This is a genomic window from Ruminiclostridium herbifermentans (assembly GCF_005473905.2).
GTDB classification, from domain to species: Bacteria; Bacillota; Clostridia; order Acetivibrionales; family DSM-1351; genus Ruminiclostridium; species Ruminiclostridium herbifermentans.
Window position 1 is genome coordinate 1 of record NZ_CP061336.1, and the last position, 13,528, is coordinate 13,528.

Annotated in this window: 12 protein-coding genes and 2 tRNA genes; 13 read left to right on the forward strand and 1 reads right to left on the reverse strand. The window is 26.6% G+C overall.

What is annotated here, in order from left to right; genetic code table 11:
- The 12 genes from dnaA (at nucleotide 1) to EHE19_RS00060 (ending at nucleotide 11,728) form a co-directional block, all read left to right on the forward strand.
- On the forward strand, nucleotides 1–1,320 hold the full coding sequence (gene dnaA, locus EHE19_RS00005; RefSeq protein WP_137697050.1) for a chromosomal replication initiator protein DnaA: 1,320 nt from the start codon (nucleotides 1–3) through the stop codon (nucleotides 1,318–1,320).
- A 248-nt stretch (nucleotides 1,321–1,568) separates the two neighbouring features.
- Nucleotides 1,569–2,669, forward strand: a complete 1,101-nt coding sequence (dnaN, locus tag EHE19_RS00010; RefSeq protein WP_137697051.1) for a DNA polymerase III subunit beta — start codon at nucleotides 1,569–1,571, stop codon at nucleotides 2,667–2,669.
- A 25-nt stretch (nucleotides 2,670–2,694) separates the two neighbouring features.
- Nucleotides 2,695–2,907, forward strand: a complete 213-nt coding sequence (locus tag EHE19_RS00015) for an RNA-binding S4 domain-containing protein (protein WP_137697052.1) — start codon at nucleotides 2,695–2,697, stop codon at nucleotides 2,905–2,907.
- Between the two features lie 16 nt (nucleotides 2,908–2,923).
- The gene (gene recF, locus EHE19_RS00020; protein WP_137697053.1) at nucleotides 2,924–4,057 is read left to right on the forward strand and encodes a DNA replication/repair protein RecF; all 1,134 of its coding nucleotides are present in this window, start codon (nucleotides 2,924–2,926) and stop codon (nucleotides 4,055–4,057) included.
- Between the two features lie 52 nt (nucleotides 4,058–4,109).
- Nucleotides 4,110–4,379 (forward strand): extracellular matrix regulator RemB, encoded by a 270-nt coding sequence (gene remB / locus EHE19_RS00025; protein ID WP_137697054.1) that lies wholly within the window; start codon nucleotides 4,110–4,112, stop codon nucleotides 4,377–4,379.
- A gap of 94 nt (nucleotides 4,380–4,473) precedes the next feature.
- Nucleotides 4,474–6,405, forward strand: a complete 1,932-nt coding sequence (gene gyrB / locus EHE19_RS00030; RefSeq protein WP_137697055.1) for a DNA topoisomerase (ATP-hydrolyzing) subunit B — start codon at nucleotides 4,474–4,476, stop codon at nucleotides 6,403–6,405.
- A gap of 1,526 nt (nucleotides 6,406–7,931) precedes the next feature.
- A complete protein-coding gene (locus EHE19_RS00035; RefSeq protein WP_137697056.1) occupies nucleotides 7,932–8,705 on the forward strand; it encodes a ParA family protein in 774 nt (257 codons plus the stop codon).
- A 5-nt stretch (nucleotides 8,706–8,710) separates the two neighbouring features.
- Entirely contained in the window at nucleotides 8,711–9,562 is an 852-nt protein-coding gene (locus EHE19_RS00040; protein ID WP_137697057.1) for a ParB/RepB/Spo0J family partition protein, read from the forward strand.
- Between the two features lie 186 nt (nucleotides 9,563–9,748).
- A complete protein-coding gene (locus tag EHE19_RS00045) occupies nucleotides 9,749–10,282 on the forward strand; it encodes a DUF4446 family protein (RefSeq protein WP_137697058.1) in 534 nt (177 codons plus the stop codon).
- A gap of 47 nt (nucleotides 10,283–10,329) precedes the next feature.
- The gene (locus EHE19_RS00050; protein ID WP_137697059.1) at nucleotides 10,330–11,091 is read left to right on the forward strand and encodes a tetratricopeptide repeat protein; all 762 of its coding nucleotides are present in this window, start codon (nucleotides 10,330–10,332) and stop codon (nucleotides 11,089–11,091) included.
- Nucleotides 11,092–11,501: 410 nt separating this feature from the next.
- A tRNA-Ser gene (locus EHE19_RS00055) sits at nucleotides 11,502–11,592 on the forward strand.
- Between the two features lie 44 nt (nucleotides 11,593–11,636).
- Nucleotides 11,637–11,728: transfer RNA gene (locus EHE19_RS00060), tRNA-Ser, on the forward strand.
- A 253-nt stretch (nucleotides 11,729–11,981) separates the two neighbouring features.
- On the opposite strand, the gene pssA is transcribed toward EHE19_RS00060, so the two are convergent.
- Nucleotides 11,982–12,521, reverse strand: a complete 540-nt coding sequence (pssA, locus tag EHE19_RS00065) for a CDP-diacylglycerol--serine O-phosphatidyltransferase (protein ID WP_137697060.1) — start codon at nucleotides 12,519–12,521, stop codon at nucleotides 11,982–11,984.
- Between the two features lie 363 nt (nucleotides 12,522–12,884).
- On the opposite strand from pssA, the gene EHE19_RS00070 reads away from it, so the two are divergent.
- Nucleotides 12,885–13,526: an HAD-IA family hydrolase gene (locus tag EHE19_RS00070; protein ID WP_137697061.1), complete on the forward strand. Its 642-nt coding sequence runs from the start codon at nucleotides 12,885–12,887 to the stop codon at nucleotides 13,524–13,526.
- The last annotated feature ends 2 nt before the right edge of the window (nucleotides 13,527–13,528 follow it).

Below are 13,528 nucleotides of genomic sequence, written 5' to 3' on the forward strand. Positions count from 1 at the left end.
ATGAGCTTGCAGTTAAATGATATATGGAATAAAACTCTAGAATTACTTAAGGATGAAATGACAGACATAAGTTATAATACTTGGATATTAACAATAGAACCAATTTCTATTGACTCCAATACAATAACTTTGGGAGTTCCTGCTGATTTTCAGAAGGGAATTCTTGAATCTAGATATTCTTATTTAATTAAAAATTCTCTTAAACAAATAACTCACAAGGATTATAATATTTATTTTATCATACCTTCACAAACTCAAACAAAGCCTGCAGCTCAAGAATATTCAGAAGATACTTCAAGTTTGGGTTTAAACCCAAAATATACTTTCGATACATTTGTAATTGGAAATGGTAATAGATTCGCCCATGCAGCTTCATTAGCAGTTGCCGAAGCACCTGCTAAAGCCTATAACCCTTTATTTTTATATGGAGGAGTTGGGCTTGGTAAAACTCACCTTATGCATGCAATAGGTCATTTTGTTTTAAGTCAAAATCCATCTTTAAAAGTTTTATATGTTTCATCTGAAAAATTTACTAACGAATTAATTAATGCTATTAAAGATGATAAGAATGAAGAATTCAGATATAAATACAGAAATATAGATGTTTTACTTATAGATGATATTCAATTTATTGCTGGAAAAGAAAGAACACAAGAAGAATTTTTCCATACATTTAATGCTTTATATGAAGCAAATAAACAAATTATCGTATCTAGCGATAAACCTCCAAAAGATATCAATACTCTAGAGGACCGACTTAGATCTAGATTTGAATGGGGTCTTATTGCCGATATAGCTCCACCCGATCTAGAAACTAGAATTGCAATTTTAAGAAAAAAAGCTCAACTTGAAAAGCTAGATGTTCCAGATGATGTTATGGTTTATATAGCTGATAAAGTTGCTTCAAATATTCGTGAATTAGAAGGCGCACTAAATAGAGTAATTGCTTATTCAACATTAACCGAACATAAAATTGACGTAGACATGGCTATTGAAGCACTTAAAGATATGTTTAACAATAGCAAAACTGTTGTTATTAATTCAAAAACAATACAAGAAGCAGTTTCTAGGTACTTTCATTTAAAAACTGATGAACTTAAATCTAAGAAAAGATCTAGAGATGTTTCAATCCCAAGGCAGATAGCAATGTACCTATGCCGTGAAATGACAGATATGTCTCTTCCTAAAATAGGAGATGACTTTGGAGGAAGAGATCACACAACAGTAATGCACGCTTGTGAAAAAATTAAAAGTGATGCTGAAAGCAGTGCGGAACTCAGAAGAACTATTGAAGATATTAAAAAAAATATAATAGGTTGATAACTTTTAAAATTTTATAATTTTATACACAGTTTCTGTTGATTTGGTGATTATATTTTGTGAATAACTTTGATTTAATATTTAATCTAATTTAATGTTAATAAATTGTTACAACTATTCAACATGTTATAAACAGCCTTGATCCATTTATATCACTAGATCTTAAGAGTTATACACAGTTTTAACAACACTTACTACTATTTTTACTAAATTTATATTTTTATAATATATAAAAAACGGAGGTTACCGTGAAAATAATTTGCTCAAAAGAAAACTTACTAAATGGAATAAATATAGTTCAAAAAGCAGTATCAACTAAAACAACATTACCTATACTTGAAGGTATACTATTAAATGTTGATGACAAATTTAAATTGACTGGAAATGATTTAGAAATTGGTATTGAATGTTTTGTAGAAGCTGATATTAGAAATACAGGTTCTATAGTTATAAATTCTAAAATGTTTGGTGATATTGTCAGAAGATTACCTGATTCAGAAGTATTAATAGAAGTGAATGAAGATAATCTTGTTATTGTTGAATGCGAAAATTCACACTTTGAAATTAAAGGAATAAATCCTTCTGGTTATCCAAGTTTACCTGTAGTTGAAAAGGAAAATATTTTAAGTTTGACTCAATCTGACTTAAAGGATATGATTAGGCAAACTGTTTTTGCTGTTGGTTCTGATGAAAATAGACCTGTATTAACTGGAACACTTATAGAAGTTAAAAATAACGAGTTGGTTTTTGTTTCTATTGATGGTTATAGACTAGCTTTAAGAAAAAAATTAATAGATACAGATTTATCTGATTTTTCAGTTATTGTTCCAGGAAAAATTTTAAATGAAATATCTAAAATTCTTCAATCAACAGATGAGGAAGTACTTGTTTATAATTCTAATAATCAAATAGTATTTGATGCAAAATCATGGAGAATTGTATCTAGACTAATTGAAGGAAAATTTTTAAATTATAATAGTTTATTAAATAAAGAATTTGAGACTAAAGTTATCATTAACAACAAGGAATTTCAATCTAGTTTAGAAAGAGCTTCTTTAATTTCTATGAATGATAAAAATAGTCCTGTAAAATTATTTATTAACAATGATAAAATTGTTATTACTTCAAATGCAGAATTGGGAAATGTAAGAGAAGAAATAAATTGTGAAATGGTTGGTAATTCTTTAGAAATAGGATATAATCCAACATATTTGATTGATGCATTAAAAGCTATTGACGATGAAAGATCAGCAATATATTTTATAACTACGAATGCTCCTTGTACATTCAGACCTGTAATTGAGAATAGCGATGCTTTTGCTTATCTAGTTCAAGCAGTAAGAATATAATATATTCATTTATTATGGAGGAATTATGGAACAAGTTGAAATAACTACCGAATATATTAAGCTAGATCAATTTTTAAAATGGTCTGGAGTATGTGATAATGGTGTGATAGCAAAAAGTTTTATTTTAGATGGACTTGTAAAGGTAAATGGTAATGTTGAGGTACAGAGAGGGAAAAAATTAAGAAACGGCGATATAGTTGAGTTTGAAAATAAAAAATTTGAAGTCATCGCAAAGTAAAATATGAGGTATCAAATTGATTGTAAAAAGTTTATTTTTAGATAATTTTAGAAATCATAGAGATACAAAAATTGATTTTTCTGATAGATTTAATATTATTTATGGAAATAATGGCCAAGGGAAAACTAATATTCTTGAAGCCATTTATTTATGTGCTTCTGGAAGATCTCACAGAACCTCAAAAGATAATGAATTAGTAATGTTTAATTCTGACTATTTTAATATAAATACTCAAGTATTTAATAATGGATTAGAAAGAAATATTAACATAAAGTATTTAAACAATCAAAAAAGACAAATTAAAATTAATGAAATACCAATAAAGAAAATTGGTTCATTAATGGGAAATTTATATGCCGTACTTTTTTCACCTGAAGATTTATCTATAATAAAACAGGGACCAGGTGAAAGGAGAAGATTTGTAGATATAACTTTGAGTCAAATAAAGCCTACTTATTTTTATAATCTTCAGTCACTATCAAAAATATTAAAGCAGCGAAACATACTATTAAAGAATTTGTATTCAAAAAGTGAATTAGTTGATACAATTGACATTTGGAATTACAAATTAGCAGAGGTAGCTGCAAACATTATAATAGAACGAAGAAAATTTTCAGAGGCTCTTTCTGAATTTGCGCAAAATCAACATAAATATATATCAAATAATAGTGAAATAATAACATTTAATTATGAATGTAACTTTAATTATCAAAATTCAGATAATAAAACTGAAATTATGAATATATATTTAAAGTTATTAGAGAAGAGCTTAAATAGAGATATTTCTCTAGGTTATACCTCAATAGGTCCACATAGAGATGATTACGATATTTTAATAAATAATAAAAGTCTTAAGTTATATGGGTCTCAAGGACAACAGAGATCCTCTGTTTTATCAATAAAGATTGCAGAAATTGAACTTATAAATAAAGAAACTGGTCAATATCCAATTTTACTTTTGGATGATGTTATGTCTGAATTAGATGAAAATAGGCAAAAATATTTGATGGAAAGTATAAAATATGTTCAAACATTTATTACCTGTACTAATGATTCTAAATTTAAAAATATTTTAAATAATTCTGCAAGATACTTTTTAATTGAAAGTGGTTCTGTAATAAATTGTTTTGAAAATGAACATTTGCATTAAGTATGTTAATAATGTAAAATTACAAGTAGAAGTTAATGGGAGGACATATTAAATGTTTTTGCATATTGGTGGAGATATTGTTATTCCAGTAAAGGATGTAATAGCTATTATGGATATAGATACGACAACTATATCAAAAGATACAAAAGAATTTTTAAAGATTGCTGAAGAAGAAGGCTTTATTAGAAGTATATCTGATGATCTTCCAAAATCTTATGTAATTACAGAAGTAGATAAAAAAAGCATAATTTATTTATCGCCTATATCATCTGTTACTCTTAAAAAGAGATCACAATATATAAGTGAAATTGCTAATTTATAAGAGTATTTATTTAATATTCTACATATAATTTTGTGATTTTTCCTAATATTTTACTAATAATAAATGATTTTTGAAAGGAAGTAAACATAATATTATGAGTGATAATACACATATTGATTCTTCATATGACGAGAGTCAAATTCAAGTTCTTGAAGGCTTGGAAGCTGTAAGAAAAAGACCAGGTATGTATATTGGAAGTACTTCTACTAAAGGATTACACCACTTAATATATGAGATAGTTGCAAATAGTATTGATGAGGCTTTGGCTGATAGATGTGATAAAATAGAAATTATAGTCCATAAAGATAAGTCAGTAACTGTTATTGATAATGGAAGTGGTATACCTGTTGGAATCCATCCTAAAATGGGAATTCCTACACTTGAAGTTGTTCATACAATATTACATGCTGGTGGTAAATTTGGAAGTGGAGCATACAGTGTTTCTGGAGGTCTGCATGGTGTTGGAGCTTCAGTTGTAAATGCTTTATCAGAAACAATGGAAGTAAAAGTTTGTAGAGATGGACATATTTATAGACAGAAATATTCTAGAGGTACACCTGTTACACCAGTTGAAATAATTGGTGATACAGATGAACACGGGACTACTACTACATTCAAGCCAGATCCTGAAATTTTTGATGTAATAGATTTTGACTTTGATACTATGGTTACTAGATATCGAGAAATGGCATTTTTGAATGGCGGAGTTAGAATAAGGCTTATTGATGAAAGAACTGAAGAAAAGATAGTAAAAGATCTACATTATGAGGGTGGAATTGCTTCTTTTGTTGAGTATTTAAATAAGCATAAAGATGTAGTACATGATAATGTTATTTATATTTATGGGAAAAAAGATTCGAATATTGCTGAAATAGCATTACAATACAATACTGGATATACTGAAACTGTATTTAGTTATGCTAATAATATTGCAACTTCAGAAGGTGGAACTCACCTTACAGGTTTTAGAACAGCTATTACTAAAGTTTATAATGATTATGCAAGGAAATTTAACTTTTTAAAGGAAAATGATAAGAATCTTGTTGGAGAAGATGTTAGGGAAGGTCTTACTGCAATAGTTAGTATAAAGCTTCTAGATCCACAGTTTGAGGGTCAAACAAAGACAAAGCTCGGAAACAGTGATATAAGAGGATTTGTTGAGAGTATAGTTACTGAAAAACTTACTATCTTTATGGAGGAAAATCCTAGTATAGCAAAAATCATTTTAGAAAAAGCTCTTACTGCTGCAAGAGCTAGAGAAGCTGCTAGAAAGGCAAGAGATTTAACTAGAAGAAAGAGCGCATTGGAGACTAGTACACTTCCTGGAAAGCTTGCAGATTGTTCAGAAAAGGATGCTTCATTGACAGAGATATTTATTGTCGAAGGAGACTCTGCTGGTGGTTCTGCAAAACAGGGAAGAGAAAGAAGAATTCAAGCTATACTTCCGCTTTGGGGTAAAATGCTTAATGTTGAAAAGTCTAGAGTGGATAAAGTATTTGATAATGAAAAACTTTTACCCGTTATTATAGCTCTTGGTGCTGGTATTGGAGATGATTTTGATACAAGTAAATTAAGATATAACAAAATCATTATTATGGCTGATGCTGATGTAGATGGTGCTCATATTAGAATGTTATTATTAACATTTTTCTATAGATATATGAGACCATTAGTTGAAGAAGGTCATGTATATTTAGCGATGCCTCCTTTATTTAAGATACAAAAGGGTAAAGAAGAGAGGTATGCTTTTGATGAAAAGGAACTCGAAAGTGTTTTTAAAGAAACTGGATGGAGTAAAGAAGATTCAAGTGTAAATATTCAAAGATATAAAGGATTAGGTGAAATGAATCCTGAACAACTATGGCAAACTACAATGAATCCAGAAACAAGAATGATTAAAAGGGTAAGTGTTGAAGATGCAATTGCCGCTGATGAAGTTTTTGTAACATTTATGGGTGATAAGGTTGAACCAAGAAAAGAATATATACATGCTCATGCTAAGGATGTAACAAATCTTGATATATAAGTATTTTAAGGTTTTATGATAATAATTGGAATATAAGAATTATAAATAAAAGCCTATATCTGAATTGATATAGGCTTTTTATTATAATTTTATAAATTTTTTATATATAGATAATCTTATTATCTTTAAAAGGTCTACTATGATGAGATTAGTTTCGAAAATGTGTGTGATGGATTTAATTAAATAAGAAGAATGTGTAATCTAAAAATTTAATATTAAATATTAATAAATAGAATAAGAGAATTTTAAAGTTATATTATACAGAAGAAAATATATGGATTTGAATTTGATTATACAAGATTGATTAAGACATAATAAATTCATATTAATTAGTATATATAGAATAAAATAAAGTAGAGTGATGATATCAGCTTATTATTTATTATTAATTAAGAGTGTTGAATTTAATACATAGTAAGTATAGTAAATATATATAAATGTAGAATTTTTATTATATCTTTTTTGCTAAAAAAATGTTTCACGTGAAACATTTCACTACTAAATCAATAATTAGTTTGAATATAAATATTTATTTATAATATAAATTTAACAAACAAGCTATTCTATCTTTGTTTATTATAAATAAAACTAAAAAATCAGTTTTATTTATAAATATAAAGTAATTATTTAAAAATATAATAATTTAGCATTTTTTAAATAATTACAAAAAATATTTATAGAATTTCTCTAAGAAATGATTTAATGCACTTATTATTTTTATAGCATTATTTCTACTCAATGAGTCTTTATTATATATAACAGTCCATTAAATTGTTTAATAAGGTAAGTTATAAGTAATAGATTTTGGTCTGAATGAATATAAGATTATAGATTTATTATTAGTAATAAATGGTTAATTTAAAAGAAAGAATATATGTAATTTTAATATTTTAGTGGACATCACAGAAAAAAATATCTATTCCTATGATAAATTTTTCTTGTAAAGGTACTTATATAAGAAAAATTAATGTTGTATGTATTTTTGCTGTTATAATATCTTACGTTCAAAAAAAGAGAATTATTTGTTTATAAACTAGAAAGTTAGTAAAATTAACAATTTGATAATTTGTCATAATATTAGTTCCAATTTGTAGATGAAGAGAATTTGATTTTAATGTAAATACTATAAATATTGATTTTAAGGAAAGCTGAGATATAGATGTTGAATTTTTTAGTTTTCAATTAAATAATAATTTAAAGCAAGTTCAAAATAATAAAGTAATTTAATTGCTATATGAAATAAAATATATAGAACTAATATCATAAAGAAAAATTTAAATAGAAAAGTAAATCAAACGGTTTAAGAGACAATATATAAATGGATAAATGATAATAATGTTTCACGTGAAACATTATTAGAAGATAAAAACTTTGTATTATTATAAGCACTATGATATAATTTCAAAAGAAGATTATTTAAATAATATCTAACATAAAATAGAATTTTGTATGATAAGCTTAAATTCATTTAAATTAATAATTTAGTATTTATTAATTTACTTAGAATTGATAGGAGTGAGATATTTTTGGCAAAAATAATAGCCATAGCTAATCAAAAGGGTGGCGTTGGTAAAACTACAACTGCAGTTAATTTAAGTGCATGTTTGGCTTACAAGGGTAAAAAGGTTTTAGTTATAGATATAGATCCTCAAGGAAATACCACAAGTGGGCTTGGAGTTGATAAGCAGTCTTTAAATCAGTCAGTCTATGATGTTATAATAAATGACGAATCTATAGAAAATACTCTTGTAAAAACATGTGTAGAAAATCTAATGTTGTGCCCTTCAAATATTCAACTTGCAGGAGCTGAGGTTGAACTTGTTTCTGTTATATCAAGAGAGAATAGATTAAAGGCAGCTTTATATTATATAAAGAAAGAATTTGATTTTATAATTATAGATTGCCCACCTTCGTTAGGACTTCTCACAATTAATTCATTAACTGCATCAGATACAATATTAGTTCCAATCCAATGTGAGTATTATGCATTAGAAGGACTAAGTCAATTGATGAATACAGTAAAGCTTGTTCAAAAACATCTTAATCCAGAATTAGATGTGGAAGGTGTAGTTCTTACTATGTTTGATGCTAGAACAAATTTGTCAATACAAGTTGTAGAGGAAGTTAAAAAGTACTTTAAAAATAAAGTTTATAGGACAATTATTCCTAGAAATGTTCGATTAAGCGAAGCTCCTAGTTTTGGATTGCCCATAATTTTATATGATGCGAAATCAAAGGGTGCTGAGTGTTATATTGATTTAGCAGAAGAAGTAATTGAGTATTCTGAAGAGGTGGTATAGGTCATATGATGAAAAAGGGGTTAGGTAAAGGATTAGGTGCACTAATTAATAATGAAGCAATTGAAGAAAATACTGGTGTTTTAGAATTAAAAATAAATGATATTGAACCAAATACAGCTCAGCCACGAAAATTATTTGATGATGAAAAATTAGTACAATTAGCAGAATCAATAAAACAGCATGGTGTTATTCAGCCTATTATTGTAAAAAAAGATAATAATATATTTACAATAATAGCTGGAGAGAGAAGATGGAGAGCTGCAAAATTAGCTGGTTTAAATACTATACCTGCATTAGTAAAGGATTTTACTGAGTTACAAGTTATGGAGGTTGCTCTTATTGAAAATCTTCAACGAGAGGACCTTAATCCGATTGAAGAAGCTAATGCATTTATGAATTTAATGAATGAATTTAATTTAACACAAGAGCAAATTGCAGAAAAAATAGGTAGAAGCAGATCTGCAATTGCAAATACGATTAGGTTATTAGGTCTTACCAATGATGTTAAGAAATTTATAATAAGTGGTGATTTAACGAGTGGACATGCTAGAACTTTAGTTATTATTGAAAATGAAGAATTACAGAAGTCCGCTGCCGAATACATTATTAAAAATAAACTTAGTGTAAGAGAAACTGAGGATTATATAAAGAATCTTTTAAACAAGAAGGATAAAAATAGAAATACAAAATCAAAATTAGAAAATCCAGAATATAAATATGTTGAAGATAAACTTAAAAATATTTTAGGAACTAAAGTAAAATTAAACGCTAATAAAAATAGAGGAAAAATTACGATAGAATATTATTCAAATGAAGAATTAGATAGGTTATTGGATTTTTTTTACAAAAGGTCTTAAAAAAGGTACCTTATAAAATGGATTTTAAAGACTTTTTTTATAGGTGCCAATATAATATGTATATTAAATGTAAAAACTTATTAAAAGTTAAAATACAAGCAAATAGGATATAGGATCAAATTTTTAGTTTTTATGATAAATATTTTATTTATAAATCAAGAATTTAATAATAAGGAGTAATAAGAAATGAATGATTTTATTAACAACATACTTAAAATACAATTTGAAATTCAATTCTTATTTATTGTTGGTTTTATTTTTATATTAATAAATTGTGTATTGTTAATTAGTAATATTAAAAAGACAAATAAATTAAAAACAAAGTATGCTAGATTTATGAATGGTTTAAGTGACAGAAATATGGAAGAACTTTTGGATACTTGCTTAACAAATATAAATAATGTTAGTGCTAAAAACAAAGATATTGAAGTTAAAATAAATGATATAGAAAGAAATTTAATTCAGTGCATACAAAAGGTAGGAATAATCAGATTTAATGCATTTGATAATGTAGGGAGTGATTTGAGTTTTGCAATTGCTCTTTTAGATAATAATGATACAGGCATTGTTATTAGTGGAATATATGCAAGAGATAGTTCATCCACTTATGCGAAACCTATTATATCCGGTAAGTCAAAGTATTCATTATCTGCTGAAGAAATTCAAGCAATAGATATTGCGAAAAAAACGAATATTGAGAGAAATTATACTAACTTATAATCGAATAAATACTGTTCCATTTAATGGAATTTGGAGGCAATTTTGTCATGAACTTAAAATTTAATAATCATAGTGATAGTAAAAATGATAAGAAACAAATATGGATATATGCACTTGTATTGTTTACTGGTGCATTTATAGTTTTATTATTGACTGCATATAGCCAAGTAAAGTTTCAAAATAATATTAGTGAATATCAAAGTAAGCTTTCAACAGAAGAAAAAGCAAAGATTAACGTAGTTACTGATTATAATGCAGCAGTAAAAGAAATTGACAGACTAACAGCAGAAATTGAAAGTATTAGAAATAAATTAATTCAATCTGAGCAAAACTTAGCATTAGAAGAACAAAAAGTTCTTGAAGCAGAAGTAAAGTATAATAATACTATCGTATGTAATGATTTACTACTAGCTGCTTATGAGTTTTATAATAAAGGGGATTATGTTAATTGTGCAATTAAACTTAAATATGATATAAATACTGCATTATTAAGTATTAAATCTAAAGAAATATATGATTTTTTAGTTTCAAAGAGTTTTAATAAAGCTGCAAAAATGCTCTATTCAGATGGTTATAAGAGTTATAAAAATAGAAAATATAGTGATGCTATTGAAAGTTTTAATAGAGCTATTGAGTTTGGTCAAAAAGATGAATATTTTATGGATGATGCATATTTTTATTTAGCTAACAGCTACTATAAAGAATTAAAATACAATGAAGCAAAAAAAATAATTAATTTATTTATAAGTAACTATCCAAATAGCACATTTATTGGACAAATAAAAAAATTAAATGCTCAGATCCCATAATGAATCAGAACTTATTAAATATATGTTTGTATTGATTTATTTACATATGATGTATTTATGAACTAAAAATTATTATTCTAATTAAGAAGTAAATAAGTGGATGGAATAAACAATAAATATTCCATTCATTTTATTGTTATAATAAATATAATTATAAGGCTTCATTAGTTTTTCTACTGAAAATATTTATAATATAATTTTATATAAGTAATTTTAATGATATTTATATGTTTAAAAATTTGATTTATTGTGCAGTTAGGGCATCTACAAATGTAAAATATTTTATTAAATTTTCATAAATTGATAGATAATTATTTTTGGAAATATTTAATATTTAAGTTTTTCATATAAAGTATTGACAAATCACTAGATTCATTGTAAAATAAAGTTCGTCGCGTAAGAAAAGTTTTGGAGAGATGGTCGAGTTGGTTTAAGGCACCGGTCTTGAAAACCGGCATAGGTGTGAGCCTATCCAGGGTTCGAATCCCTGTCTCTCCGCCAAATATATGCTGGCTCAATTATATTGTGGTCAGCATATTATAAATGGAGAAGTACCCAAGTAGGCCGAAGGGGGCGGTTTGCTAAACCGTTAGTAGGAGCAATCCTAGCAAGGGTTCGAATCCCTTCTTCTCCGCCAAAATAGCATCTTTCAAGATTCGAAGGATGCTATTTTATATTTGTTTAGTACATTAGCTTAAAAAAATCTGTATACAAATTATAATTATCCATTGTGTAAGGTTCTTTAGAAGAAAACAAAATCACCTATTGATTAATATGAAGATTTGCAAGCAACTATATATATCAATAGGTGATTCTTATATTAATAATCTACATATCTACACAAGAATGTGAATAAATGAGCATTTTATAGAGATAAATTGTGGATTAAATTATCTTTTTCTGACTTGTATATTACTAACCATTAAATATGATAATAAAATTATAATTAGACCACAAACTATAGTATTTATATTGCTATAAGTGTTACGTATAAGAGAAAATCCGTTATATAAATTAACAATAGATAAAAATGCACCAGCGATCGTTATTGGTACTCCAGAAAATACATTGTTAAATGGAGTAACATTGTATCTTGCAAGTCTATATGCTCCTGCTATAGGGTATATAACAGCAAGTAAATATCCTAAAATACCTAGATTGAAGAAACTAATTTTCCAAGCAATTATTATTGGTGATACACCAAATGAAATTACATCTGATAAAGAATCTAATTCTTTACCCAATTCACTTGTACAATCCAACATTCTAGCAGCCTTACCATCAAATCTATCAGTTAGAGCTGCAACCATTACTAATAATGAAGCTTGAATTAATTCGTTTTTTATTGCAAATAATAAAGCAATAATACCAAGTGATAAATTCATAAATGTTAGTAGATTGGGTAATGAATGTATAATTTTTTTTTTCAATAAATTCACCCTCAACTTTTAAATAATTTGTATCGCAAAATGAACCTTAATTTACTATCTCTAAAACATATTAAACATGTACTATAACTTATTAGATAGATAATCTACTTTGTGATAGTAAAATTAACACTAATCTAAGTATATAACACAGGTACTTATATATCTATATTATATATTCTTTTTATATATAATATAGATTATAATTAATATTAATAAAATTAACAAGTAAATAAATTTATATATTAAATTAGTCATACATTGCAATATATTATACGCTTATTTAATTTAAAATGTTCGAATTTTAATTATGTACTAGAAGGGTTATTAAAAATAGAAAGGATTATTTAAAGGGTAAAATTTTATATGAACAAATTTAAATATGTTTTCTTTGATTTGGATGGAACACTAATTGATACAGTTCCTCTTATATTGGAATCATTTAACTATACTTTTATGCACCACTTTGGTGTTACTAGACCCCAAGAAGAAATTATCCGATATATAGGTATGCCATTAATGAATCACCTAAAAGATATTTATCCAGGACAAGAAGAAGAATTGGCTAAAACATATCGTGAGTATAATGAAAAAAAACATGACAGAAGTATAGCAATTTTTATAGGCATACATCAATTAATTAAGACTTTATATGAAAAGGGTATAGTATTAGGAGTAGTTACTTCAAAACGTCAAGAACTCGCAATTAGAGGATTAAGAATTTTTAATTTAATGGACTATTTCCTATTTGTAAATGGCTCTGAAGCTTCAACAAAACACAAACCCGATGGTGAACCACTGATAAAAGCAATGGAAAAGGCAAATGTAAAAAATAAGGATGAAGTTTTATATGTGGGTGACAGTCCTTTAGATATATTGTGTGCTAAGAATGCAGGAGTTAAGAGTGCTGCAGTTGCGTGGACGTACAGTCCGATTGATGAATTAGAAAGGGTAAAACCAGATATATTTATTGAAAAACCAATGGATTTGATTAAATATGTATTTTAAAT

Bases quoted from the DNA above. Each gene is read 5' to 3' on its own strand.
- dnaA (WP_137697050.1), top strand. From the start codon at position 1: ATGAGCTTGCAGTTAAATGATATATGGAATAAAACTCTAGAATTACTT.
- EHE19_RS00015 (WP_137697052.1), top strand. From the start codon at position 2,695: ATGGAACAAGTTGAAATAACTACCGAATATATTAAGCTAGATCAATTT.
- remB (WP_137697054.1), top strand. From the start codon at position 4,110: ATGTTTTTGCATATTGGTGGAGATATTGTTATTCCAGTAAAGGATGTA.
- gyrB (WP_137697055.1), top strand. From the start codon at position 4,474: ATGAGTGATAATACACATATTGATTCTTCATATGACGAGAGTCAAATT.
- EHE19_RS00040 (WP_137697057.1), top strand. From the start codon at position 8,711: ATGATGAAAAAGGGGTTAGGTAAAGGATTAGGTGCACTAATTAATAAT.
- EHE19_RS00045 (WP_137697058.1), top strand. From the start codon at position 9,749: ATGAATGATTTTATTAACAACATACTTAAAATACAATTTGAAATTCAA.
- EHE19_RS00050 (WP_137697059.1), top strand. From the start codon at position 10,330: ATGAACTTAAAATTTAATAATCATAGTGATAGTAAAAATGATAAGAAA.
- EHE19_RS00070 (WP_137697061.1), top strand. From the start codon at position 12,885: ATGAACAAATTTAAATATGTTTTCTTTGATTTGGATGGAACACTAATT.